Origin of the sequence: Pseudomonas sp. LjRoot277 (assembly GCF_964253845.1) — a bacterium.
Taxonomy (GTDB): domain Bacteria; phylum Pseudomonadota; class Gammaproteobacteria; order Pseudomonadales; family Pseudomonadaceae; genus Aquipseudomonas.
On record NZ_CAXURI020000001.1, the window covers coordinates 5,578,177 to 5,604,662 of the forward strand.

The 26,486-nt window shown below is 59.5% G+C and carries 20 protein-coding genes; 9 read left to right on the forward strand and 11 right to left on the reverse strand.

Annotation, left to right across the window (positions count from 1 at the left end; all coding sequences use genetic code 11):
• Positions 1-26 precede the first annotated feature (26 nt).
• Complete coding sequence (gene metE / locus ACSQ87_RS26080; protein WP_436274684.1) at positions 27-2,339, reverse strand: 5-methyltetrahydropteroyltriglutamate--homocysteine S-methyltransferase; 2,313 nt, start codon at positions 2,337-2,339, stop codon at positions 27-29.
• Between the two features lie 120 nt (positions 2,340-2,459).
• Between metE and metR the strand changes: the two genes are divergently transcribed.
• Positions 2,460-3,377, forward strand: a complete 918-nt coding sequence (gene metR, locus ACSQ87_RS26085; RefSeq protein WP_131060908.1) for a transcriptional regulator MetR — start codon at positions 2,460-2,462, stop codon at positions 3,375-3,377.
• Positions 3,378-3,401: 24 nt separating this feature from the next.
• Here metR and ACSQ87_RS26090 read toward each other — a convergent pair whose 3' ends face one another.
• The 4 genes from ACSQ87_RS26090 to ACSQ87_RS26105 form a co-directional block, all read right to left on the reverse strand.
• Positions 3,402-3,899, reverse strand: a complete 498-nt coding sequence (locus ACSQ87_RS26090; protein WP_223433509.1) for a GNAT family N-acetyltransferase — start codon at positions 3,897-3,899, stop codon at positions 3,402-3,404.
• A gap of 2 nt (positions 3,900-3,901) precedes the next feature.
• Positions 3,902-4,540 carry a LysE family translocator gene (locus ACSQ87_RS26095; RefSeq protein WP_436274685.1) on the reverse strand — a complete coding sequence of 213 codons (639 nt, stop codon included), beginning with the start codon at positions 4,538-4,540 and terminating at the stop codon, positions 3,902-3,904.
• Between the two features lie 41 nt (positions 4,541-4,581).
• Entirely contained in the window at positions 4,582-5,013 is a 432-nt protein-coding gene (locus ACSQ87_RS26100; protein WP_223433508.1) for an NUDIX hydrolase, read from the reverse strand.
• A gap of 209 nt (positions 5,014-5,222) precedes the next feature.
• A complete protein-coding gene (locus ACSQ87_RS26105) occupies positions 5,223-6,575 on the reverse strand; it encodes an HD domain-containing phosphohydrolase (protein WP_436274686.1) in 1,353 nt (450 codons plus the stop codon).
• Positions 6,576-6,835: 260 nt separating this feature from the next.
• Here ACSQ87_RS26105 and ACSQ87_RS26110 point away from each other — a divergent pair, with 260 nt between their 5' ends.
• From ACSQ87_RS26110 to ACSQ87_RS26130, 5 genes are read left to right on the forward strand one after another with little or no spacing between them, the layout of a single operon-like run.
• The gene (locus tag ACSQ87_RS26110) at positions 6,836-9,142 is read left to right on the forward strand and encodes a putative bifunctional diguanylate cyclase/phosphodiesterase (protein ID WP_223433506.1); all 2,307 of its coding nucleotides are present in this window, start codon (positions 6,836-6,838) and stop codon (positions 9,140-9,142) included.
• Positions 9,139-11,013, forward strand: coding sequence for a putative bifunctional diguanylate cyclase/phosphodiesterase (locus ACSQ87_RS26115; protein WP_436274687.1), 1,875 nt, complete (start codon positions 9,139-9,141; stop codon positions 11,011-11,013). The genes ACSQ87_RS26110 and ACSQ87_RS26115 overlap by 4 nt, the downstream gene beginning before the upstream one ends.
• A 45-nt stretch (positions 11,014-11,058) precedes the next feature.
• The gene (locus ACSQ87_RS26120) at positions 11,059-12,018 is read left to right on the forward strand and encodes a cytochrome-c peroxidase (RefSeq protein WP_436274688.1); all 960 of its coding nucleotides are present in this window, start codon (positions 11,059-11,061) and stop codon (positions 12,016-12,018) included.
• On the forward strand, positions 12,015-13,826 hold the full coding sequence (locus tag ACSQ87_RS26125) for a DAHL domain-containing protein (RefSeq protein ID WP_223433503.1): 1,812 nt from the start codon (positions 12,015-12,017) through the stop codon (positions 13,824-13,826). Before ACSQ87_RS26120 ends, ACSQ87_RS26125 begins: the two co-directional genes overlap by 4 nt.
• Entirely contained in the window at positions 13,823-15,235 is a 1,413-nt protein-coding gene (locus ACSQ87_RS26130; protein WP_223433502.1) for an ATP-binding protein, read from the forward strand. Before ACSQ87_RS26125 ends, ACSQ87_RS26130 begins: the two co-directional genes overlap by 4 nt.
• A 124-nt stretch (positions 15,236-15,359) precedes the next feature.
• On the opposite strand, the gene ACSQ87_RS26135 is transcribed toward ACSQ87_RS26130, so the two are convergent.
• On the reverse strand, positions 15,360-16,685 hold the full coding sequence (locus ACSQ87_RS26135) for an APC family permease (RefSeq protein ID WP_436274689.1): 1,326 nt from the start codon (positions 16,683-16,685) through the stop codon (positions 15,360-15,362).
• 240 nt (positions 16,686-16,925) lie between these two features.
• Entirely contained in the window at positions 16,926-17,747 is an 822-nt protein-coding gene (locus ACSQ87_RS26140; RefSeq protein ID WP_223433414.1) for a carbon-nitrogen hydrolase family protein, read from the reverse strand.
• Between the two features lie 124 nt (positions 17,748-17,871).
• Between ACSQ87_RS26140 and ACSQ87_RS26145 the strand changes: the two genes are divergently transcribed.
• Positions 17,872-18,672: a response regulator transcription factor gene (locus tag ACSQ87_RS26145; RefSeq protein ID WP_436274690.1), complete on the forward strand. Its 801-nt coding sequence runs from the start codon at positions 17,872-17,874 to the stop codon at positions 18,670-18,672.
• Between the two features lie 33 nt (positions 18,673-18,705).
• Positions 18,706-20,325, forward strand: a complete 1,620-nt coding sequence (locus ACSQ87_RS26150) for an FMN-binding glutamate synthase family protein (RefSeq protein WP_223433416.1) — start codon at positions 18,706-18,708, stop codon at positions 20,323-20,325.
• 23 nt (positions 20,326-20,348) lie between these two features.
• Here the strand turns inward: ACSQ87_RS26150 and ACSQ87_RS26155 are convergent, their stop codons facing one another.
• From ACSQ87_RS26155 to ACSQ87_RS26165, 3 genes are read right to left on the reverse strand one after another with little or no spacing between them, the layout of a single operon-like run.
• On the reverse strand, positions 20,349-21,863 hold the full coding sequence (locus ACSQ87_RS26155) for a glucosyltransferase domain-containing protein (RefSeq protein ID WP_436274691.1): 1,515 nt from the start codon (positions 21,861-21,863) through the stop codon (positions 20,349-20,351).
• Between the two features lies 1 nt (position 21,864).
• On the reverse strand, positions 21,865-22,806 hold the full coding sequence (locus ACSQ87_RS26160) for a glycosyltransferase family 2 protein (RefSeq protein WP_223433418.1): 942 nt from the start codon (positions 22,804-22,806) through the stop codon (positions 21,865-21,867).
• On the reverse strand, positions 22,803-23,177 hold the full coding sequence (locus ACSQ87_RS26165) for a GtrA family protein (RefSeq protein ID WP_056742044.1): 375 nt from the start codon (positions 23,175-23,177) through the stop codon (positions 22,803-22,805). The genes ACSQ87_RS26160 and ACSQ87_RS26165 overlap by 4 nt, the downstream gene beginning before the upstream one ends.
• Before the next feature lie 241 nt (positions 23,178-23,418).
• Between ACSQ87_RS26165 and ACSQ87_RS26170 the strand changes: the two genes are divergently transcribed.
• Positions 23,419-24,543, forward strand: coding sequence for an OpgC family protein (locus ACSQ87_RS26170; RefSeq protein WP_436274692.1), 1,125 nt, complete (start codon positions 23,419-23,421; stop codon positions 24,541-24,543).
• A 61-nt stretch (positions 24,544-24,604) separates the two neighbouring features.
• On the opposite strand, the gene ACSQ87_RS26175 is transcribed toward ACSQ87_RS26170, so the two are convergent.
• Positions 24,605-26,026: an amino acid permease gene (locus tag ACSQ87_RS26175; RefSeq protein WP_436274693.1), complete on the reverse strand. Its 1,422-nt coding sequence runs from the start codon at positions 26,024-26,026 to the stop codon at positions 24,605-24,607.
• Positions 26,027-26,486 lie beyond the last annotated feature (460 nt).

Below are 26,486 nucleotides of genomic sequence, written 5' to 3' on the forward strand. Positions count from 1 at the left end.
GTTTGTCCGCTCCCGTTTTGGCTACCTTATGCCAATTGGCTTCTCAATTGCCGCGCCGCCGCCACCATGTTGACCAACGCCGCCTCAGTCTCAGGCCACGCCCGAGTCTTCAACCCGCAATCCGGATTGACCCACAACCGCTCGGCTGGAATACGCTTCACGGCTTTGCTCATCAACTTGACCATTTCGGCCGTGTCCGGCACCCGTGGCGAGTGAATGTCGTAGACGCCCGGGCCGATGTCGTTCGGGTAGTCGAACGCTTCGAAAGCCTCGAGTAATTCCATGTCCGAACGCGAGGTTTCGATGGTGATCACATCGGCGTCCATCGCCGCGATGGACTGGATCACATCGTTGAATTCGCTGTAGCACATGTGGGTGTGGATCTGGGTTTCATCACGCACACCGCAGGCGCTCAAACGGAAAGCTTCCACCGCCCAGTCGAGGTATTCCTGCCATTGCGCCCGGCGCAGCGGCAAGCCTTCGCGGAACGCGGCTTCGTCGATCTGCACGATCTTGATGCCGGCGGCTTCCAGGTCCACCACTTCGTCACGCAGGGCCAGGGCCAACTGCTGCGCCTGGATTTTGCGCGAGACGTCTTCACGCGGGAACGACCACATCAGCATGGTCACGGGTCCGGTGAGCATGCCTTTCATGACCTTGTCGGTCAGGCTCTGGGCATAGGTGATCCAGTCGACGGTCATGGCGTTCGGACGGCTCAGGTCGCCGTAGATGATCGCCGGCTTCACACAGCGCGAACCGTAGCTCTGCACCCAACCGAAGCGGGTGAACAGGTAGCCGTCCAGTTGCTCGGCGAAGTATTCGACCATGTCGTTGCGTTCGGCTTCACCGTGTACCAGCACGTCCAGCCCCAGGCGTTCCTGGACTTGCACGGCGTGGCGGATTTCGCTGTGCATGGCGTCGGTGTAATCGTTGGCGGACAGCTTGCCTTGCTTGAAGGCCTGGCGTGCCAGACGGATCGAACCGGTCTGCGGGAACGAACCTATGGTGGTGGTCGGGAAGGCCGGCAGTTTCAATCGCGCACGTTGCTGTTCGATGCGTTTGGCGAACGGCGAATGACGTTGACTGTCCTTGTCGCTGATGGCGTTTATCCGTGCCTGTACTTCGGCTTTGTGGATACGCGGTGACTCGGCGCGACTGGCCTGAATCGCACGGCTCTCGGCGAGCGCGGCTTGCACCTTAGGTGATTGCGGGTCGTTCAGGGCATCGCGCAGCACGGCGATTTCGCCGCACTTCTGCACGGCAAACGCCAGCCAGCTTTTCAGTTCCGGGTCGAGTTTGTCTTCGCGATCCAGGTCCACCGGGCTGTGCAGCAACGAGCAGGAACTGCTGACCCACAGGTTGTCGCCAAAGCGTTCCTGGGCCGGCTGCAGTTGAGCGAGCACTTGCTCCAGTTCGCAGCGCCAGACGTTGCGACCATTGACCAGGCCCACCGAGAGAATCTTGTAGGTCGGCAGACGGTCCAGCACCTGGCCGAGTTGATCCGGCGCACGCACGGCGTCGATGTGCAGGCCTTGTACCGGCAGGCTGACCGCCAGGCCGAGGTTGTCCTCCAGGCCGCTGAAGTAGGTCGCCACCAGTTTTTTCAGCGGCGAGTATTGAAGAATGTGGTAAGCGCGCTCGAAAGCGTTTTTCCAGGCCTGTGGCAGGTCGAGGGTCAGGATCGGTTCGTCGATCTGCACCCACTCCACGCCTTGGGCGGCGAGGCGACCGAGGATTTCGCCGTAGATCGGCAGCAGGCGTTCCAGTAGGTCGAGTTTGTCGAAGTCGTTGCCCTTGGCTTTGCCCAGCCACAGGTAAGTCAGTGGACCGATGATCACCGGTTTGACGTTGTGGCCGAGGGCCTTGGCTTCGTCGACTTCGTCGAACAGCTGTTCCCAGCTCAGCTTGAACTGCTGGTCAGCGGTGAATTCCGGGACCAGGTAGTGGTAGTTGGTGTCGAACCACTTGGTCAGTTCCTGGGCGTATTGCGCTTTGCTGTGTTCGCCGCCGCAGCAGGCAGTCGTGGCGCCACGGGCCATGGCGAACAGGGTGTCGAGGGTCGGCAGGCCGCGCGAGTCCTTGGCGCTGTCGAAACGCTCGGGGATCACACCGAAGGTCAAGGAATGGGTCAGGACCTGGTCGTACCAGGCGAAGTCGCCCACGGGCAGCAGGTCGATGCCAGCGTCTTTCTGCAATTGCCAATGGGTGGCGCGCAATTGGCGGCCGACGCTTTTCAGCGCGTCCTGATCCAGATCGCCCTTCCAGTAGGATTCAAGGGCTTTTTTCAGTTCGCGGTCCGCGCCGATGCGTGGAAAACCAAGTGTGTGTGCCAGAGCCATGATGAGCTTCTCCCTGTAATTAGATGCCGTAAAACATGGCCCTATTGTCGACAGCTAACCCAACATGAGACAAACTCAACCTTTTCGTGTTGATCACAAGTTTTCCTCATGGAGCCCCCGGTGCTTGAAATCCGTCACCTGAAGACCCTGCACGCCTTGCGCGAAGCCGACAGCCTGGTCGATGCCGCCGACCGCTTGCACCTGACGCAGTCAGCCCTATCCCATCAGTTCAAGGAGCTTGAGGAACGGCTGGGCATGCCGTTGTTCGTGCGCAAGACCAAACCGGTGCGTTTCACCAGCGCCGGTTTGCGCCTGTTGCAACTGGCCGACGCCACTCTGCCATTGCTGCGCGGCGCCGAGCGCGATATCGCGCGGCTGGCCGGTGGCACTGCCGGGCGTTTGCACATGGCGATCGAGTGCCACAGTTGCTTTCAGTGGCTGATGCCGACCATCGACCAGTTCCGCGATGCCTGGCCGGAAGTCGAACTGGACCTGGCCTCAGGGTTCTCCTTCGCCCCGCTGCCGGCGCTGGCCCGTGGCGATCTGGATCTGGTGGTAACCTCCGACCCGCTGGAACTGGCCGGGATCACTTACGTGCCGTTGTTCACCTATGAAGCGATGCTCGCGGTGGCCAACCAGCACCGTTTGGCGAGCAAGGCCTACATCGTCCCGGAAGATCTGCTCACGGAAACGCTGATCACCTACCCGGTGGAGCGTGATCGACTGGACATCTTCACCCGCTTCCTCGAACCGGCCGATATCGAACCGGCGCAGGTCCGCACGTCGGAACTGACAGTGATGATGATGCAATTAGTGGCCAGCGGTCGCGGCGTGTGTGGCATGCCCCACTGGGCGCTGCATGAGTACAGCTCACGGGGTTATGTGAAGGCCAAGCGGCTGGGCGAGAAAGGTTTGTTTGCGACGCTGTACGCCGGGATTCGCGCCGACATGCTAGATGCGCCGTACATGCGCGATTTCTTGCTGACGGCCAAGGACACATCGTTTTCGACACTCGACGGCGTCAGCGCCGTTCGCTGACACCCCACAGGGATTGTGGTGGATTTAGAGTTCTCGCCACATGTGGATTTTGTCGAAGTAGTCTTCGCCCACCCGCACCGCCAGCGGTTCGAGGCCAAACTGGATGAAGCCGCAACGCTGGTACAGGTTGAACGCGGCGTCATTGCCGGCGGTGACGGTCAGCTGGATCAACCTCAGACCTTTATGGTCCTGCGCTTCAGCCAGGGCGGCCTGCACCAGGTGATAACCGAACCCGCGTTGCCGGACCTTGCCCGACACGTACATGCCAAACAATGTCGCCTTGTGCCGGGCCTTTTCCCGAGGCTCGAAGGCCAAGCCGACGATGCCCACCAACTCACCGTTTTCGAACGCGCCGAACACCACGTCCAGCTTGCTGCTCAGGCGTGATTCCCACCAACTCAACGGCATCACGGCGCGTTCGCGCACGCTGGAGGTAAACGCCTGGGGATGCAGGTCATAGGCTTCGAGCATCAGCGCCCGATAATCCAGAGCATGACTGGCATCAAGCCGTTCAATCCACATGTTCAAGCCATCCGTCGTTGTTCCAGCATCAGTCGCACCGCCAGCGCCGACAGCACAAACCCCATGAAATAACGCTGCACCGCCAGCCAGCTCGGGTTGTTGACGAACCAGGAGGCGATGCCCGCGGCGAACAGCGCGATCAGCAGATTGACGCTGAAACTGACGCTGATCTGAGTCAGACCCAGCGTGATGCTTTGAGTGAACACCGAGCCATGCTCAGGCGTGATGAACTGCGGAAACACCGACAAATAAAACACGGCGATCTTCGGGTTCAGCGCACTGGTGAGAAAACCCATGGTGATCAGTTTGCGCAACGAGTCCGGCGGCAACTGTTGCGCTTCGAACGGTGAACGCGCACCCGGTTTGACGGCTTGCCAGGCCAACCATATCAGGTACAGCGCGCCAGCCCACTTCAGCACTTCGTAGGCCATCGGCACCGCCAGAAACACCGCAGTCAAACCGGCAGCGGCCGCGAACAGGTGCACGAAAAAACCCGCGACCACACCGAGCAACGAGGTCACACCTGCCTTACGCCCCTGGCAGATCGAACGGGAGATCAGGTAAATCATGTTCGGCCCCGGCGTCAGCACCATCAGCAATGCGGCAGCGGCGAAAATCAGCAAGTCTTGAAGCGGAATCATGGGCAGTCCTTGCTCTTATGAAATCAGCGTTAGGGAAATGATCAGGCGATCGTTAATGAGGTTCGATAAAACGGCAGGATCAGGTCCCGTGTCAATGGCGCCAGCGTGACATTGCCGTCGGTGGCCGGGTCGATCCAGCGCACCTCTTCAATCTCCGCCGCAGGCGATACGTCTGAATCGATGGTCAGCTGAAAGAGTTCGGCCTGGACGGTAAAACCCGGCTCATTGGCGGCCGGTGCCGAGAATTGCCCGAGATAAGTGGCGTGTACCGGATCGATGACCAGGCCCAACTCTTCTTCCAGTTCACGGGCCAGCGCGTGGACCGGTTGCTCATGGGCTTCGATCTTGCCCCCCGGCTGCATGAACGCTTTGGTGCCGCGCTTGCGAACCAACAGCGTGCGACCATCCGGGCCGATCAACAGGGCAGCGGCGATGCGGATGAGGCGGGGCGAAGCAGCGGATGAAAGGGTCATGGATCAGGATCGTCCTTGGGAAAAGGCGCAAGGATCACATGAGAGTCGGCGCCTCGTCACGCCGAAAAATCTCTGCAGACATCCGAAAATCCCCTGTGGGAGCGGGCTTGCTCGCGAAGGCGGCGGGCCAGTCAACATCAATATTGAATGAAAAACCGCTTTCGCGAGCAAGCCCGCTCCCACAGGGGTCAATGCTGAACCTGAAGCACTCAACTCGTCTCGAGAACCGCAACGTCTTCCGGCACCTTCACGAAAATGCTGTATTTCGCGCCTTCCATGGCTTCGAAGGCGATCAACTTCTCCACCAGCGGCCCATTCAACACCTTGCCGGCATTGAGCAGCAGCATGCCGTTGTCGGCATTGAGGTTGCGCGCCAGGATCATGCCCGCCACCAACTCGCGTGTGGTCAGCACCTTGATCGACGGATCGACCAGCGAGATGTCGCTCAAGTACGCGGCACACACCTGGATGAAATCCTCCACCAACTCGGGATCGTAGAGTCGCCCGGCATAGCTGCGGATGTAGACCAGCGCTTCATCGCTGTTCATCTGCCGCTCGAGGATCAGCCCGCGCTGCAACTCGATGAAATCCACCGCGAGTTTCAGCAACCGTGAGCCGAACGGAATCGCCTCGCCCCTGAGCCGGTCGGGGAAGCCGCTGCCATCCCAGCGCTCCTGATGATGAAGAATCAGACGGGCGGCATCCTTCATCGGCTCGAGCGTCATCAACAGCGACTCGCTCTGCTTGGGATAACCGCGATAGCGCTCCCGATCGCTGTGATGCAGCAGGTCCGCGGGCGCGGTTATCATGCTGTCGGTCCAGCTCAGCTTGCCGATGTTGTAGAGCGCCGCGGCCATGGTCAGGTCGCGACTGGTGCCCTCGTCCACGCCATGAAGTTTGCAGTAGACCCGCACCAGTTCGATGATCTGGCGGTTGGTCTGTTTGGCAGGGGGCAGGCGCAGGTTGGCCAGTAGCGAGAACACCTCGGTGCCGGTGACATAGCTGTGCTTGAGCTCTTCGTAGGCCAGGTCGAGCATGTCGGCGGTCTGCTGGAGTTCCGCAGTGCGGGAGGCGACATGTTTTTCCAGGGTGGCATTGAGCAGTTTCAATTTCTCGTTCTGATCCCACGTCTCCTGCACCAGGCGCAACCGTTCACGCTCGGAATGCTGATAGGTGAGCGATTGTCGCAACGTCAGCAGCATTTCCTCATCGTGCCAGGGCTTGCTGATATAACGATGAATCTGCCCTTCATTGATGGCTTTGATAATGGCCGACGGGTCGGCATAACCGGTCAGCATGATCCGGATGGTGTCGGGGTAGCGCTGCTGGATGTGAGCCAGTAGCGTCGCGCCGTCCATATTGGGCATGCGCGCATCGCTCATCACCAGGTCGATGGACTGTTGCCTCATGATCTCCAGCGCCTGGGCACCGCTGGTGGCCAGCAGCACCTCGTAGGGCTGGCCGCGTAACAGGCGACGCAGGCTGTTGAGGATTGACTCCTCATCATCGACCAGCAGCACCTTGGGTTTATCGTTCAAAGTCGTGGGGAGTTGCTCTTCCATGGCGTCACCTCAAGTGAAACGGGCACATCGTTGTGGCAGGCCCCGAGGCAAACATCCCCTATTGCCGGAGCCTGACCTACAGGCTAGATGATTTTCAGCCCGCCAACGGAAATGATTCAGCTCATTGAGTTGCGCGAAGTGCTGGACAGGCGACTATGCTCAGCTGACTCGGATCCAAATCTGTACGTTCGGCCAGGTGATCAGGGAAAGGAAGCCCCTTCTATGAGTACACCGCATCAAACTGCTGCCGGTACTGGCGTATGTCGATAAATACGCTGCTGGCACGGACCAACCGGCGGATTCTTATCGTCGATGACACAGCCTCGATTCATGCGGACTTCGCCAAGATCCTCAGTCCGCCATCGATCGATGACGACAGCCTGATCAGCGCCGAAAATGCCCTGTTCGGCACCCCTGCGGCGCTGTCGCTGCAAAGCTTCGTGCTCGACTCGGCGTTTCAGGGCCTCGAAGCCCTGGACAAGGTCGAGACGGCGCTGGCCAATGACATGCCCTATGCGATGGCCTTCATCGACATGCGCATGCCGCCGGGCTGGGACGGGCTGGAAACCATCGAACGGCTGTGGCAGGTCGATCCCAAGCTGCAAGTGGCGCTTTGCACCGCCTATTCCGACTATTCCTGGGAAGACATCGACGAACGCCTGGAACTGGGCGATCGCCTGCTGATTCTGAAAAAACCCTTCGATGCCATCGAAATCCGCCAGATGGCCAGCGCATTGACGGCCAAGTGGCAAATGACCGAAGACGCAGAGCTGAAGATGTCGCTGCTCGAACAGGCGGTCGAAGAACGCACCCGAGAGCTGTCCGACGCCAACATCATCGTGCAGAACAGCCCCACCATTCTGTATCGGTTGCGCGGCGAGCCGTCGTTTCCGTTGATGTATATCTCGCACAACATCACCAAATACGGTCATGTCGCGGCGAAACTGGTCGCCTCGGCCAACTGGGCCCAGGAACTGATCCATCCCGACGACCAATCGAAGGTCGACACCGCCATGGCCCGGGTGCTGGACCGTCATGCGGCGGGCGCTTCCATCGAATTCCGTATGCGCACTGGCGAAGGAGCCTGGCGCTGGGTCGAAAACCGCTACATCCCGGTGCGCGACGATGAAGGCCGTTTGCTGGAAGTCGAAGGCATCATCATCGACATCACTGAACGCAAACTGGCCGAAGAGAAAATCGCCCTGCTGGCCCGCACCGACGGGCTGACCGGGCTGGCCAACCGTGCGACGCTGATCGAGCGGTTGCACCAGGCATTCGCCTCTGCGCGTCGGGGGGCGGCACCGTTCGCCATGTTTTACCTGGACCTGGATCACTTCAAACGCATCAACGATACCCTCGGCCATCCGGTGGGCGACCTGTTGCTGCAAGAGGTTTCCCGCCGGATCAAGGACTGCGTGCGCGAAAACGATGTGGTTGCCCGCCTCGGCGGTGACGAGTTCGCGATCTTGCAGCTGGAGGTCGGTGACCCGACCCAATCCGCAGCCCTGGCCGCCAAGATCCGCGATACGTTGGTACTGCCCTACTCCCTGGCCGGCAATGATGTGCGGGTCTCGGTGAGTATCGGCATCAGCAGCTGTACCCCGGAAAGCACCAGCGCCGACGGTCTGCTGACCCAGGCCGATATGGCGCTGTATCGCTCCAAGGAAAAGGGCCGTAACCAGTACCACTTCCATTCCGAGGAGATCAATCAGGAGGTGGTCGAACGCATGACCATCGCCAGCGACTTGAGAGCGGCCATCGAACACCAGGAACTCGAACTGCATTACTGGCCGGAAGTGGACCTGAGCAGCGGCAAAATCCTCGGCATGGAAGCTCAAGTCAGCTGGAACCACCCTGAGCGCGGTTTACTGGAAGCCCCGGCGTTCCTGCCCGCCGCGGAAAAAACCGGCACCATCGTCGCACTCGGTCACTGGGTGCTGGATCGAGCCTGCCAGCAAATGCGCCAATGGCGTGACGAAGGCATGGCGCCGCCGGTGATTGCGATCAAGCTGTCCCTGGCCCAACTCAAGAGTGGTCCCGAACTGATCTATGACGTGCTGCGCACCACTGCGCGCTGGGAACTCTGCCCCTGGGACCTGCGCTTCGACGTCACCGAAGCGACGCTGGCCCAGACCAAATGGACCCACAACGATGTGCTGCCGCGCCTGCGTGAGCTGGGGGTGAAGATCGCCATCGACGACTTCGGCACCGAGTATTCCTCGTTCGACTACCTCAAGACCTACCAGGTCAATCACCTGAAACTCGCGCAGGCCTTCATCGACACCGCCGCCCGCGATCCGGCCAGCGCGAATACCCTGCGCGCCATCATCAACTTCGCCCGTGACGTCGGGATCGGCATCATTGCCGAGGGCGTCGAAACCCAGGAGCAGCGCAGCTCGCTGATGGCCACCGGTTCACCGATGAACGCCCAGGGTTACTTCTTCAGCAAAGCGGTCAGCAGCCAGCAGGCCGCCGAACTGCTGAAGGCCGGCAGCATCGTGCCCCCGAATCATGACATCGGGCCGATCCAGGACAACCCGCCACGCGCCAGGGAGGACAAAGGATGAAAACACCTTTCGTGCGGACCAACCGGCGCATCCTGATCATCGACGACACACCCTCGATTCATGAGGATTTTCGCAAGATCCTCGGCCCTGAGATTGAATGTGAACAGACCCTGACCGGCGCTGAAGAAGCCCTGTTCGGCACCGTGCAGCTTGATCGGCTGACATTCCAGCTTGACTCGGCCTACCAGGGCCGGGAAGCCCTCGAACTGGTCACGCGCGCACGGGCCGAAGGTCGCCCCTATGCCATGGCGTTCACCGACATGCGCATGCCACCGGGCTGGGACGGCCTGGAAACCATCGAACAACTGTGGAAGGCCGATCCTCACCTGCAAATCGCGTTGTGCACGGCTTTTTCCGATTACACCTGGGAAGACATGGCCGAACGGCTGGAGTTCGGTGACCAGTTGCTGGTGCTGAAAAAACCTTTCGACAGCCTGGAAATCCGCCAGATGGCCAGTGCCCTGACGTGGAAATGGCAGATGGCGCAGGACGCGGCAATGAAGGTCCTGAACCTGGAGCAAACCATCGAGGCACGGGTCCACGAATTGCTCAAGGTGTCGCACCTGTTGCAGTACGACGTACTGACCGAACTGCCCAACAGCACCTTGCTCGGTGACCGGTTGAACCAGTCCCTGGCCCTGTCCCGGCGTCATGACAAGCAACTGGCCGTGATGTTTCTGGGCCTCGATCGCTTCAAGCGCATCAACAATGCCCTGGGCCATCCGGCCGGGGACGAAATGCTTAAACAGGTCGGGCGCAATCTGGTGGCGACGGTGCGCGAGTCCGACTCGGTGTTCCGCTATGGCTCCGATGAATTCGTGGTGATCCTCGCCGACGTCCGCCATCCCCAGCAGACCAAGGGCATCGCCGAAAAACTCTTGAACGCCATCCGCGCGCCCCAGCACATCGCCGGCCATGACCTGAGCGTCACCGCCAGCCTGGGCATCAGCATTTACCCGGACGACGGCTTCGATGCCATCGCGCTGATCAAGAAAGCCGAAACCGCGATGCGCAACGTCAAGGAAAACGGCCCGAACGATTTCAGTTTTTTCATCGACGAGATGAACCAGCGCGCCCGGGATCAGCAAAGCATCGAGAGCGGCATTCGCCTGGCACTGGAACGCAACGAATTTGTCCTGCATTACCAGCCCAAACTGGACCTGGGCAGTGGCCAGGTGGTCGGGGCCGAGGCGTTGATTCGCTGGCAAAAACCGGGGCACGGCCTGGTCTACCCCTCGGATTTCATCAGTGTGGCCGAAGACAGCGGTTTGATCGTGCCGTTGAGCAAGTGGGTGCTGGCCGAGGCGTGCCGACAAGCCTGCGCCTGGCAGGCCGCGGGGCTGCCGAAGATCTGTATGTCGGTGAACATGTCGGCCATCGATTTCCGTCAGCGGGACTTTGTCGACGGCATCGAACAGACACTCAAACAAACGGGTCTGGAACCGGCCTTGCTGGAGCTCGAGATCACCGAAGGCGTGTTGATGCAGAACGTCGAAACCACGGTGAACGCTCTGACCCGGCTCAAGGTGATGGGCGTGCGACTGGCCATCGATGACTTCGGTACCGGTTATTCCAGCCTGAGCTACTTGAGGCGTTTTCCCATCGACGTGCTGAAAATCGACCAGTCGTTCATTCGCGGTTTAAGCAGCGACAGCAACGACGCCGCGCTGGTCAGCGCCATCATCAGCCTGGGCCGGAGCCTCAAGCTGACCATCATTGCCGAAGGAGTGGAAACCCTCGAACAACTGGATTTCCTCAAGGCCCATCAATGCGAGGAAGGCCAGGGTTTCTACTTCAGCAAAGCCGTGGAGCCGGACGCCTTCGTCCGGTATCTGGGGTCGGTGAAGCCCTCTTCATCCGCAGCCACGTGAACGATGCGCAACGACACACAGGCCCCCAAGCCAAGGAATCATCAGATGTCGCCTTCCTTTCACCGTCTGCTATTGGCGCCGTTGTTCGGGCTCTGCCTGACCGCTGGCGCCGCGCCGCTGGATGAACCGCTCAAACCGCTGCCGGCGGTGCCCCAGCATAATCCGCTGAAGGTCGAGCTCGGTCGCCAGCTGTTCAACGAGACACGCTTGTCGGTTAACGGCAGTCTGTCCTGCGCCAGTTGCCATCGACTGGAAAGCGGCGGTGCCGACAACAAGGCGTTCTCCATCGGTTTCGCCGGCTTGCCGTTGACGATCAACACCCCCAGCGTGTTCAACTCCAGCCTGAATTTCCGGCAATTCTGGAACGGCCGCGCCGACACACTGGAAACCCAAATCCACGAAGTGGTGCAAAGCCCCAGCGAAATGGGCAGCAACTGGGTACACGTGATGGAAGTGCTGTCCGCTGACCCGGCTTATAAGACCTCGTTCAGTAACGCCTACCCCGACGGCGTGACCATGAACAATGCGCAAAATGCTCTGGCCACCTACGAACGCACGCTGATCAGTGCCAACTCGCGCTTCGACCAATACCTGATGGGCGATACCGACATTCTCAGCAGAGACGAAAAGTACGGTTACCAACGTTTTAAAGACTACGGCTGCATCGCCTGCCACCAAGGGGTGAACATCGGCGGCAACATGTTCCAGAAGTTCGGGGTCATGGGCGACTACTTCAAGACTCGGGGCAACCCCACCGAAGCCGACCTGGGCCGTTATCTGGTCACCAAGGACGAAGAGGACCGCAACGTGTTCAAGGTCCCGAGCCTGCGCAACGTCGCCGTGACCGCGCCGTACTTTCACGACGGCTCGGCCAAAACCCTCGAAGAGGCGGTGGATGTGATGTTCAAGTTCCAGCTCGGTCGTATTCCCTCTGCCGACGACAAGACGCTGATCATCAAATTCCTCAATACCCTGACCGGTGAATGGGGAGGCAAGCCCTTATGAGAACGTCCAACCGCCGCAACCTGGCGTTGCTCGGCGTCGTGGCCCTGATGCTGGCTTCGGTGCTGCTGTTCCTGTATCTCAAGTCCAGCTCGAACCAGACGACGACCTACACCGAATCCCGGGACTTGATCGGCCGGATCAAGCAGCTGAACGCACAATGGGAAACCGAGATCCTCAAGGCCAGGGTCGCCATCAGTCATAACTACGATCCGTTGGTCTCACCACTGACCGAGATAACGAACCTTTGGGAGCGGTTCGACACCATGGAGTCGAAGCATGGCCGCAACGACTCGCCCATATGGCGCGCCAGCCATGATGCGTACCTGACCGCCATGCAGGAAAAGACCCGCTTGGTGGAGCAGTTCAAGTCTCACAACGCCGTGCTGCGCAACTCGCTGGCGTTCCTGCCCACCGCCGAGGACGACATACAGGAACAACTGGCCCGGTTGGGGGATGCCGACAAACTGCAACTTCAGAACGCCGCCACCGACACGTATGACTTGCTGCTCAGCAGCCTGGAGTTCGCCCAGGTCACCTCCGACGACAAGGCGGCCGACATCCTGTTGGGGCTGAACAAACTGGGGGTGAACAAACAGCGTCTACCTGAACAGTTCCACAGTCCGATCGATATTCTGAGCAACCATATTTCACTGATCCTGCGCGAGCAGCCGGTGGTCAATCGCTTGTTGGAAAACATCGAAGCCGTTCCCGTGGCCGAACGCCTGGACGACATTACCAACCTGCTGAACACTGACCAGCAGCGGACCGACACGGTCGATCAGCGTTATCACTTCTACATGCTGGTGTTTTCCGTACTGTTGGTGCTGTTGCTGGTGTACCTGGCGATTCACCTGATGCGCAGTTTCACGGTGATCAATCGCGTCAATAAAGCCCTGAAAACCGCCAATGAGGATCTCGAGCTGCGGGTCGAAGAGCGCACCCGCGAACTCAAGGATACCCAGAGCGAACTGCTCGACACCGCGCGTCAGGCTGGCATGGCCGAGATCGCCACCAATGTGCTGCACAACGTCGGCAACGTGCTCAACAGCGTGAACATTTCGGCCGACCTGGTGACCCGCAAACTGCGCGCCAGCAAAGCGCAGGGCCTGGGTAAGGCCATGCAGCTGATCAACGAACATCCAGGTGACCTCGGCACCTTTCTGACCGAGGACGCGAAAGGCAAGTTGCTACCGGGTTACCTGAATCAACTGGTGGACGCGATAGCCCTGGAACAACAAGGCATGACCGAAGAACTGGCCCAACTGACCAAAAGCGTGGACCACATCAAGGACATCGTCGCCACCCAGCAGTCCTACGCGGGCGCCAACAACCTGATGGAACCGCTGCACATCAGCGAATTGCTGGAGGACGCCCTGCGCATGAATTCTGGCGCCCTGACCCGACACCACGTCACGGTGGTCAAGGAGTACAGCGATGTGCCGCGAGTCATGGGCGACAAGCACCGGTTGCTGCTGATCCTGATCAACCTGATCAGCAACGCCAAATACGCCATGTCCGACCTCAGCAATCGCCCGCGGCAAATGACCCTGGGGGTCAAAATCGTCGAAGACAAGACCCTGCAAGTCAGCGTCAAGGACGACGGCGAAGGCATCGCCGAGGAAAACATGACGCGCATCTTTGCCCACGGGTTTACCACCCGCAAGGAAGGTCATGGCTTCGGCCTGCACAGCTGCGCCCTGGCCGCCATCGAAATGAACGGCCACCTCACCGCCCATAGCGACGGACCGGGCAAGGGCGCGCTGTTCACGTTGCAGATCCCGCTGAAAACCGTACCGGAGGAAGCATGAGCGAGCTTTCGAACCGACGCATTCTGCTGATCGATGACACCCCGTCCATTCATGTGGATTTCCGCAAGATCCTCACACCCACGCCCACGCCGGCGCAGACCGTCGAACTGGACGAGATGGAGGCCGCGCTGTTTGGCAGCGAAGTGAAATCAACCCGTGCACTGTTCGAGCTGGACTCGGCCTATGGCGGCCAGGAAGGCCTGGGCAAACTGAACGAAGCCTTGCAGGAAAACCGCCCCTACGCCCTGGCCTTCGTCGACATGCGCATGCCCGAGGGCTGGGACGGTGCGCAGACCATCGAACATTTGTGGCAGGCCGACCCGAGCCTGCAAGTGGTGGTGTGCACCGCCTATTCCGACTATTCCTGGGATGAACTGCTCGATCGATTGCAGGCCCATGACCGGCTGCTGATCCTGAAAAAGCCGTTCGACAATATCGAAGTCCAGCAGATGGCCAACACCCTGCTGACCAAATGGGACATGACCAAACGGGCCAGCGTGCAAATGGACCATTTAGGGCAAATGGTCGAGCGCCGAACCCGGCAGCTCACAGAAACCAGCGTTGAGTTGCAGCGGGAAATCGACGAACGCAAACAGCTGGAAACCCAATTGGTGCAATCGGAAAAACTCGCCTCATTGGGCCAATTGGCGGCGGGCGTCGCTCATGAAATCAACAACCCCATCGGCTTTATTTCCTCCAACCTCGGCACCCTGGATGGCTACTTCAAGCAGCTGCAGGAAATGCTCGACGCCTATCGGGATGCGGAAGAGGCGATCGGCTCCAGCGAGCTCATCGAGCGTTTGAACCAACTGCGAGAACGGGTCGAGCTGGAGTTCCTGCGCGAGGACATTCCACTGCTGATCAAGGAATCCAAGGACGGCATCAACCGGGTCGGGCAGATCGTCAAGGACCTGAAGGACTTCTCCCGGGTGGACTCCAATCAGGAATGGCAGTGGGCCAATCTGCAACAGGGCATCGAATCGACCTTGAACATTGTCGCCAATGAACTCAAGTACAAGGCCGATGTACTCAAGGAATATCAGGTCCTGCCCGACATCGAATGCCTGCCTTCGCAAATCAATCAGGTGATCATGAACCTGATCGTCAACGCCTCTCAGGCCATCGGCCCGGAGCGCGGCACCATCACCTTGCGCACCGGGCTTGAAGCGGAAACGGTGTGGATCGAAGTCGCAGACACCGGCTCCGGCATTGCGCCGGACAGCCTGCAGAAAATCTTCGACCCGTTCTTCACCACCAAACCGGTGGGCCAGGGGACGGGGCTGGGGTTGTCCCTGTCCTATGGCATCGTGAAAAAGCATCGGGGAGATATTACGGTGCGCAGTGAAGTTGGCGCGGGGACCACCTTCAGGGTTGAGCTACCGGTGCACCAAACAAAACCAACCGCTTGAACACAATTCTAACTGTGGGAGCGGGCTTGCTCGCGAAGGGGCCATGTCAGTCAACATTGATAGTGACTGACACACCGCCTTCGCGAGCAAGCCCGCTCCCACAGGTTCTTTAGCAGTCAGGCAATTATGTGGCTTCCTGGAAATCCATCTCCGGTGGCTGACGACGGAAGCCGCCGGTCAACACCGCCAGGTACACCACGCCAATCGCCAGCCAGCTCAGGCCCAGATAGATCGCCAGGTGATCGAGGCTGACCATCAGCCACAAATCCGCCGCCAGGCCGATAAACGGGAACAGCAGGAACAACACGAATTCACGCAGCCCTTTGCTCTCACCGCCGATCCAGTAGTGAAAGATCACCGACAGGTTCACCAGACTGAACGCCAGGAACGCGCCGAAGTTGATGAACGAGGTCGAGGTGGTGACGTCCAGCTTCAGCGCCAGCAAGGCGACCACGGCGCACAGCAGGATGCTGTTGATCGGCGTGCCAAAGCGTTCATGCAAGGTGCCGAAAAACGATTTTGGCAGCACGCCATCACGGCCCATGGCGAACAACAGCCGCGAGCCGCTGGCCTGCGCCGACAAGCCCGACGCGAACTGGCCGACGATCAGACCGATCAGAAAGATCGACACGAACAGGTCACCACCAATGTTGCGGGCAATTTCATAGGCCGCCGAGTCGACACTGTCGAACTGGAACGACGGATGCGCGATCTGCACGAAGTACGACACACCGACAAAGATCAGCCCGCCGATCAGGGTGATCAGCATGATCGCTCGCGGGATGGTGCGGCGCGGGTCGCGGGTTTCTTCGGTCAGGGTACTGACCGCGTCAAACCCCAGGAATGAGTAACAGGCGATGGCTGCGCCGCTCATGATCAGCGGCATCTGCATGTCACCGTTGAAGAACGGTTTGACCGACCACAACGGCGTGCTCGCATCACCACTGACGTAATGAACGCACAGCGCAACGAAGGCGATCAGCACCAGGAACTGCACCAGCATCAGTAACGCGTTAATGCCGTTGGCCAGTTTCAGACCGACGATGTTAATCGCACTGGTGATGCCGATGAACGCCAGCACCCAGATCCACTGCGGCACGGCCGGGAAGGCGGAGTGGAGATAAGCCGCGCCGATCAGCCAGATCGCCATCGGCAGGAACAGGTAGTCGAGCAGCACGGCCCAACCGGCGATGAAGCCGAGTTTCGGGCTGATCGCCTTGCGTACATAGCTATAGGCCGAGCCAGCGACGGGAAACGCCGAGGCCATTCGACCGTAACTCATCGCGGTGAAAAACATCGCCACCAGCGCCGCCAGGTACGCGGCCGGGACCATGCCGGCGGTGGATTGAGCGAGGATGCCAAAGGTGCCGAGCACGATGATCGGCGTCATGTAGGCGATGCCGAACAGCACCACCGAACCCAATGACAGGGTGCGTTGCAAACGAGCCATGAGCGACTACTCCGAATTTATTAGATTTATGGCAGAGCCGAGTTCGGCAAAAATTTACGTCTACTTCAAAAGCCACCCCTCACCCCAACCCTCTCCCCAAAGGGGAGACGGGGAAAGGGGGCAGATCTCCATGCTTTTCAAATCCTGAGTTCGACTCGGTTATTCAGGTCGATGTAGAGCTTTGCATCACCTCGGTCAGTCCCCTCTACCTTCGGGAGAGGGTTAGGGTGAGGGCTTGGTTCAACGCTCAGGAATCAATAACTCCCGAACACCGCCGACCTGCTCCACCACTTCCCCCGGCAACCGCAGCCGCTGATCATCCAGATACCGATAATCCTGCCGCGCCGCCGTCAGCTGATTCAGGTCCAGCTCAACCGCAAACTGTCCTTCCTCGCGCCCGGCCTCGAACAACAAAGTCCCCAGCGGATCCACCAGCGCACTGCCACCCGCAAACACCAACCCGCCATCGCCCTCTTCCACCCGGTTGACCATCAGCGCAAACGCCTGGTTTTCCTGGGCACGGGCCATGATCGCGGTGCGGTGAGTCGGGCCGTAAGGGTCCATGTTGCCGTTGGTGACGATCAGCAGTTCGGCCCCCAATTGCGCCAGGGCCCGGGCGGTTTCCGGGAACTCGATGTCGTAACAAACCAGCAGGCCGACCCGCACACCGTTCCATTCACACGTGGCGTAACGGTCTCCGGCCTCGAACACACCGCGATCCGACGCCCACAGGTGCGTCTTGCGATATTTCAGGGCGATGCCTTCGGGGGTGATCAGCAGCGTGGTGTTGTAGAAGCGGCCGTTGTCGTTCTCGGCCATGCCAATCACCACGGCGATGTTGTGTTCACGGGCCGCGGCCAGCACCGCGCTGACGGTCGGACCGTCCAGCGGTTCGGCGGTTTCGGCCAGCGCCTCGAGGGACGGAAAGCCCATCAGGTGGGTTTCGGGAAATACGATCAGCTGCGTATCGGCAGCACAGGCAGCCATCGCCGTCAGAGCGCGTTCGAGGTTATAAGCCGTGTCGTTGTCACGGCCCGCCAACTGGGCGAGTTCGACTTTCATGGGTATTCCTTGTTCTTGACCAGGCTGGCAGAAAGATTGCCCGGTCGGTGTCTGTGCGCCAGTATGCGCAGCAAGCCACCGGCCCGAAATCACGCCGCTGGGGTAACCCGATAGGGGTAGAGGCATGACACTCTCGTTAGACGACATCGCGTGGCACCGCTCGGTCGGGCAACTGATCGACGCCTTGGACAAGCCCAATTTCTGGACGCAGCTGGTACGGTTGCTGGATCAGTACGTGACCTTCGACAGCTGGGTGGCGCTGCTTTTCAGCGCCGATCAGCACCCGCTAGTGTTCGCCGAATGCCCGGGCGCGGACGGCAGTCCTGATCAGTTATTCCAGGACTATCTGCGCGGTTTGTATTTGCTCGATCCGTTCTACATCGCCTGTCGCGAGCAGTCGCGCACCGGGCTTTATCGCCTGTCGGAAGTGGCGCCGGAGCATTTCGAGCTGACCGAGTATTACCAGCGCTACTTTCGTCTGAATGTGGTGGCCGATGAAATCCAGTTCAATTGCCAACTCGAAGGCGACCGAACACTGTGCCTGTCACTGGGCAGCAAGCAGCGTTTCAGCGGCCAGCAGATTGCCTTGCTGTCGCTGATCCAGCCTTGGGTACTCGGCCTGTTGCGCCAGCGCCTGCCCTACGAAATCAACGAAGTCGTGGCCCTCGCGCCAGCACCGCCGAAAGCCGACTGGCGCGTGCAGCTGGAAGCGTCGGTGCAACAACTCAAAGGCGCGCAATTGACCGCCCGGGAACTGGACGTCGGGCGCTTGATGCTCAGCGGTTGCTCCAGTAAAGAAATCGCCCGTAAGCTGGAAATCTCTGTCGAAACCGTGAAAGTCCATAAGAAACACATGTACAGCAAACTGGGGATCAAATCCCAGTCCGAGCTGTTTTCGATTTTTCTCCAGGCACAAAATGCCTGATTGCCCCACCGAGTCCGAACCCAAGGAAACCGTATGAGCCTGTCACTCCTGAGCCGCTACGCCTTCTTTGCCGTCTGTGTGATGTTCACCCTTGCCAGTCTGCCCTTCCTGGAGCACGACTGGCTCTGGCCCATCACCGCCGTCACCGGCATTCTCAGCCTCGTGGGCCTGTTCGATCTGCTGCAAAGCCCTCACGCCGTGCGCCGTAATTACCCGATCCTCGGCAACATCCGCTATCTGGTAGAGGGTATTCGCCCGGAAATCCGCCAATACCTGCTCGAGTCCGACAGCGACGCCCTGCCCTTCTCCCGGGCCCAGCGTTCGCTGGTCTATTCACGGGCCAAGAACGAAAGCGCCGACAAACCCTTTGGCACGTTGATCGATGTGTATCAGTCGGGTTTCGAGTTCATCGGCCACTCCATGCGCCCGGCGCCGTTGAGCGACCCGAGCAGTTTCCGGGTAACGGTCGGCGGCCCACAGTGCACGCAGCCGTACTCGGCGTCGGTGTTCAACATCTCGGCCATGAGCTTTGGCTCCCTCAGCGCCAACGCCATTCGCGCGTTGAACCAGGGGGCGAAACTCGGCAACTTCGCCCACGACACCGGCGAAGGCAGCATCAGCGCCTATCACCGGGAAAACGGCGGCGACCTGACCTGGGAACTCGGCAGCGGCTACTTCGGCTGTCGCACCGCCGACGGTCGCTTCGACCCGGAACGCTTCGCCGCACAAGCGCAGACACCCCAAGTGCGGATGATCGAAATCAAGATGAGCCAAGGCGCCAAGCCTGGTCATGGAGGGATTCTGCCCAAGCACAAGGTCACCAAGGAAATCGCCGAAACCCGCGGCATCCTGATGGGCGAAGATTGCATCTCGCCGTCGCGACACAGCGCGTTTTCCACACCGATTGAACTGATGCACTTCATCCAGCAGTTGCGCGAACTGTCCGGCGGTAAACCGGTGGGTTTCAAGTTCTGCCTGGGCCACCCGTGGGAATTCATGGGCATCGCCAAGGCCATGCTGGAAACCGGCATCCTCCCCGACTTCATCGTGGTGGATGGCAAGGAAGGTGGCACCGGCGCCGCGCCCGTAGAGTTCACCGACCACATTGGCGTGCCGATGCGCGAAGGCCTGTTGTTCGTGCACAACACGCTGGTCGGCCTGAACCTGCGAGACAAAATCAAACTCGGCGCCAGCGGCAAGATCGTCAGCGCCTTCGACATTGCCAGCGTCCTGGCCATCGGCGCCGACTGGGCCAACTCGGCACGCGGCTTCATGTTCGCCATCGGCTGCATCCAGTCGCAAAGCTGCCACACCAACAAATGCCCGACCGGCGTCGCCACCCAGGACACCCTGCGACAACGCGCACTCGTCGTCCCGGACAAGGCCCAACGCGTCTTCAACTTCCACCGCAACACGCTCAAGGCCCTGGCCGAAATGCTCGCCGCTGCCGGGTTGGAACATCCTTCGCAGCTATCGGCCAAACACCTGGTACGGCGCATGTCGGCGACCGAGATCAAACTGTTCTCGCAACTGCATGTGTTCTTGAAACCGGGGGAGTTGCTGACCGGTGAAGTCAGCGGCGAGTTTTACTCACGGATGTGGCAGATGGCGCGGGCGGATAGTTTTGAGCCGAATGAGGTCGTAGCGGCCTGAACCCGACGCCCCCTCATCGCGCTTCACCAGTGCAGCGTCTTAATCGGCGCTGGCTCTTTCATGACAATAAAACCGTAATCGCCGAGCAGATAAATCCGGTAGTACTGGCTCTCCAGCACCGGTGGATAACCCTGATAACCCACTCTCGTCGCGTTACGTCGTTCCTTCTCCGCAACAACGTTAGTGATGCCCACTTTCGGCAGGTTCTCGGCCAGCATGTAGAAGTCGATGTTCAGCAGATAGTGCAACACCGGCATCTGCTTGAACGAGCCCGCCGCCCCCCGCAGCCAGTGATCGGAATAGGTCACGGACATGTAAATGCGCTTGGCCTCGAGCAGCTGTCGATTCGACGCAATGTCCTGCTCAAGACTTAACAACGCGCTGGCCGCGAAGGCTTTCTGCACCGTCAACACGCGCCCATAGGCGTACGACAGCGAAAGCATCGCCAGCAGTGGAACCATCAACAACAGCGGCAGCCGCTCGTGGATTCGTGCCAGCGCCAGATGGCTCAAATAGAACAACAGCACCAACAGAACCGCAAAGCCCATCAGGGTCCTGGCGCCTTCATTGAAGTCCCGGAAAAACAGCGCAACACCCGACACCAGCAGCGTCACAACCGGCAATGTCAGTAAACACACCAGGCCGATCAGGATTTTCTTCAGCCCTGTGTCCTGACGTTCCAGCACGTTCAGCCCCAGCCGGACACTGCCGGCAATGGCACACAGCAGCAGTGCGGTGAACACCCAGGCAAATCCGCCGTGAAACAACAGCACGACTTTTTCCAGCACTCGGGCGATATTGATTTGAAGTTGCAGCAGGGGCTGCGCCGTCCAGTTCAACAACAAAGTGCGATTTCCATTCATGAACGGGTAAGCACTGACGCTGTAAATCAACCAGCCCAGGATGGCCTGCGATATTTTCCAGCCGATCAACTCGCACCACTTCGGCCAGGCCAGTTTGTCATTGGCGCCCCTGAGTACCTCCAGGCAACACAACCCGAGAAATACATTGAAGCTCACCTGATACAGTCCTATCGCCAAGGCAACCAGGAAGGACGGCACCAGCCACTGCTGAATGCGCGAGGGGGAACGAAAGGTGATCGCGTAGATGACCGCCACCACGCTCAAAGCCATGGCGGGGCCGTCGTATTGATAGGACAGGTTTTGCAAAAAGAACGGGTTGTACCAGAGCGGTAGCATCACCAGACAGCAGGCAATCGTCGGTTGCGGGTAGTAATGAAACGTCAAACTCGTCAACGCTGCGGCCATGGCCAGCGTGGCGATCAACAGCGGCAGCGGAAAGATGTTCGGCGCGGCATTGCTGAAGGTCAGCAGGTTGTAGAACAGCTCGGTGAATAACCGTCCCTGCTCCGCCCAGGCCGAACCGGCCGCGGCTGACAGGGATCGCCAGTTGTCGTCGATATATGGATAGTCCGCGAGGATCAACGGCACCACATACACAAAGGTCGCCAACAGAAAAAACAGCCAGACCTGCCGACGCCCGAGTTCCTTGCTGAAAAAGTCGCTGAACCTGCCCATGCTAAATCCCGAGCCGGTCTTTGCCGCCGACGATGTCTTTCACCACATAGCGTGGCCGATGCTTGGCCTCGATGTAGATGCGGCCGACGTACTCACCGAGGATGCCGATGCCGATCAGCTGCACGCCGCCGAGAAACAGAATCGCGGTCATCAACGACGGGTAACCGGGGACGCTGTTGCCGAAGAAAATCTTGTCCAGCACCATGTACACCGCGTAGAGCACTGCGAAAATCGAAATGCCGCCGCCGACATAAGTCCATAAGCGCAACGGCACCGTGCTGAAGGAGGTCACACCTTCCAGCGCCAGGTTCCAGAGTTTCCAGCCATTGAACTTGCTGGTGCCCGCCGCTCGCTCGGCTCGTTCGTATTCCACCACCACGGTGTTGAACCCGGCCCATGACAGCACACCTTTCATGAACAACTGGTGCTCGGGAAGCGCGCGAATCACGTCGACCACCTTGCGATCCATCAGCCGGAAATCCCCGACGTTTTCTTCGATCCGGGTGTAAGCGATACGGTTCAGCACACGATAGAACAGCGACGCGCTGTGGCGTTTCAGGTAACTGTCGGCGGTGCGATCCCGGCGCTTGGCGAGCACCACATCCGCGCCTTTTTGCCATTGCTCGATCAACCGCGGGATGACGCTGATCGGGTCCTGCAAATCGACATCCATGGGAATCACCGCATCGCCGGTGGCATATTCCAGGCCGGCGAACAACGCCGGCTCCTTGCCGAAGTTGCGTGAGAAGTTGATCAGCAAGACCTGTTCATCGGCCTGCGCCAAGGCCTTGACCTCTTCAGCCGTCCGGTCGGAACTGCCATCGTTGATGAACACGATCTCGACCTCTGCCTGGTCGAGCTTCAACTCGCGACGCACGGCCTGATAAAACAGGCTGATCGCCTGTTCTTCATTGAATACCGGAACGATCAACGAGACTTTCATGCGTTTCGCTCGCGAAAGACCACGTACTTTGAAAACAGAAAGCCAAGCACCAGGCTCAATGCCGAAAAGATAGCCACCGTAAGCAGGCCGTGAAGTCTCCACACGTCGCCTGCATGGCCGACGCCCAAACTCAGCGCCCCCATGGCTCCCAAGAATAGAAGATAACCGCCGACTGACGCCTTGGCATCGAAGGTGTACAGCGCGTTCATGTAGAAGGAAAACGAGGCGGCAACGCAGAAGGCTGCCAGGTTGCTGACAGCCTGACTGAGGCCGGCCCCCACGCTCAGCAGAAAGAAGATTTGCCAGTGGATCAGGGTGTTGGCGACCCCGACCACCGTGTAGCTGGAAAATCCTTTCCACAAAAGTTTCATGGTGACCCTCCTGTTTCACGTCATAAAACTTTGAACTTGTCTACTGTCAGAAATCACAGGTCCGACCGCCTTTCAGACCAGCGGTCAGGGCTTGCCTCAACGCCGGGAGACATCCCGAAATACCCCGGTTTTGCAATTACCTGCGAATCACGCCACCCTGCGCGCCGCCGTTGTGCGGCGCGCAACCTTTGGCGCCTTCGGCTACTCCTTATTCTCAACACCCGTTCACGAGCCCGCCGTCATGACGTTTGAGCGCGATCACCGAATCGACTTTTTTCGCGGCCTGGCACTGATCTTCATTTTTTGGGATCACGTGCCTCACAACCCCCTTGGCCAAATCACCCTGCGCAATGTCGGCTTCAGCGATGCCGCAGAAATATTCGTGTTTCTCGCCGGCTACGCGGCCGTTCTGGCCTACGGCAAAATCCTTGCGCGCGATGGTTACCTGATCGCCTGCGTGAAGATTCTGCGGCGCGCCTGGGTGCTCTACGTGGTCCATATTTTCCTGTTGGCGATGCTGATGGGCATCGTGTTCTTCGCCAACAGTCATGTGGAAACCCGCGATCTGGTGGAGGAAATGGGCCTGCATCACTTCATCACCAACCCCCAGCAAGCGTTGACGGATGAGTTGCTGCTGCGCTTCAAGCCGAACCTTATGGACCCGCTGCCGTTGTACATCGTGCTGCTGGCGGGATTGCCACTGGTCCTGCCGTTGCTGGTGCGCAAGCCGTGGGCGGTCGTAGCGGTGTCATTGGCGGTCTACCTGCTGGCACCGAAGTTTGGCTGGAACCTTGCGGCAATCAAGGACGGTGTGTGGTACTTCAACCCCGTCACCTGGCAACTGCTGTTTATCCTCGGCGGCTTTGCGGCGATTCACGGGCTGCGGCCACGGTTGCCCGACGCTCGCCCGCTGTTGCGCCAGCCCTTGTTTGTCAGCGCGGCGGTGTACGTGGTGGTGGCCGGCGTGATTACTGTCTCCTGGCGCTGGCCGGAAATACACGATGCCCTGATGCCGGCCAGCCTGAGCAACCTGCTGTACCCGATCAGCAAGACCGATCTGTCGCCGGTCCGTCTGCTGCACTTCCTGGCGCTGGCCTATGTCACCGCCAGGCTCTTGCCCGGCAACGGCTGGACGCAAAACTGGCTGGCGCAGCAATGCTGCCGAATGGGGCGCTACTCACTGGAAGTTTTCTGCCTCGGCGTGCTGTTGGCGCCCTTGGCGGACATGCTCAATGCCCTGACCGACGATGCGTTTGCCATGCAGGTTTTCACAGCGTTGGTGGGTGCCGGGGTGATGGCGTTGCTGGGGGCGTGGCTGGATTTCAATAAACGGTTGAATCGGCAAATGTCGGTGGCGGCCGCTTAAGATCCAAACGCAAAAGCCCCGATCATCACGACCGGGGCTTTTTCATTTCAGGCGTTACGCCTTACGAAGCCGAACGCACCGCACCCTGCGACACATTGGTCGGTTGCAGCTTGAACACGTAGAACAACACCGTCAGCAGGACCAGGAACGCCGGGCCCACATACAACGCCACGCGAGTGTCCGGGAAGTACGCCATCAGGCCGACCACCAGCACCAAAAACGCCAGCGCCAGATACGAGCTGACCGGGTACAACCACATCTTGTATTTCAGGCCGGCACGTTCGCTGGCACTCAGGCCTTGGCGGAACTTGAGCTGGGCCAGCAGGATCATCACCCAGGTCCAGATCGCGCCGAAGGTGGCAATCGCCGTCACCCAGACAAAGACTTTTTCAGGCACCAGGTAGTTGAGCAGCACGCCCAGCAACAAGGCACCGATCGACAGCAGCAAGGCGCGACGCGGCACGCCGTTGTTCGAGGTCTTGGCGAAACCGGCCGGGGCCTGACCGTTCTGCGCCAGACTGTAGAGCATGCGCCCGGTGCTGAAGATGCCACCGTTGCAGGACGACAGCGCCGCGGTGATCACCACAAAGTTGATGATGCCGGCGGCGGTCTTGATGCCCAGACGCTCGAAGGTCATCACGAACGGGCTGCCCTGGGTGCCGATTTCGTTCCACGGGTAGATCGACAGGATCACGAACAGCGCGCCGACATAGAACAGCAGAATCCGCCAGAACACCGAGCCGATCGCATTGGGAATGGTCTTCTGCGGGTTCTTCGCTTCACCGGCGGTCAGGCCGATCATCTCGACGCCGAGGTAGGCGAACATCACCATTTGCAGGGACATCAACACGCCTTGCACGCCGTTGGGCATGAAGCCTCCGTGCGCCCAGAGATTGGAAATCCCCAAGGCAACGCCGTCGTTGCCGAAGCCGAACGCGATCACGCCGATACCGCCAACCACCATTGCAATGATGGTGACGATCTTGATCAGGGCAAACCAGAATTCGAACTCACCGAAGGCTTTCACCGCGATCAGGTTGATCGAGCCCATGCTGATCAACGCGGCGAGTGCCCAGATCCAGCGCGGCACATCGGGGAACCAGACGCCCATGTACACCGCCACCGCGGTGATTTCCGCAACGCAGGTCACCAGCCACAGGAACCAATAGTTCCAGCCAGTCAGGAAGCCCGCCAATGGGCCGAGGTAGTCTTGAGCATAACGGCTGAAGGAGCCGGCGACCGGGTTGTGCACCGCCATCTCGCCGAGGGCGCGCATGATCACCAGGATCGCCAGACCGCCGATGATGTAGGACAGCATGATTGCCGGACCGGCCATCTCGATGGCCTTGGCCGAACCGAGGAACAGACCGACGCCGATACAGGCACCGAGTGCCATCAAGCGAATATGCCGTTCGCCGAGTTCGCGTTTGAGCGGGCCGCCTTGAGCGGTCTCGCCATTGGGCAGGTGATTGCCAACTGGCATAGGGGTACACCTCATCTTGTTATTGGATATGACCACCGAGTGTCGAAGCGCTGACCGGTAAGCCAATGCTTTTCTGAAACCGGGCCTGCTTCGTGGGCAAACCCGTCTTGTAGGACAAAACCTGCAAGATCAGCGGGGCGTGCAGTATAAAAAGCTTCCTACAGGGTTTTTCACTCTATAAACCACAACATTCAGCGAGAACTCTCGGGAAAAGCCGGGTTTACGGAGGGGCATTACCTGGTATTTGCAGGACTTTTCGCCAATGAAACGGCGTGGAGTATTGCACGGTAATGGTGCATCGTCATGCCCCTATCCAGGCCTTATTTATCGCTCGACGTGTCTAAATCAGCCATTTCAGACCCCCTCACCACAAAAGCTCCTCATCGCCAGATCCTTCGCAGGAAACAGAAATTTCACTCAACAATCGCAGCGCCAATGCAGACCACTGCGTACTAGCCTG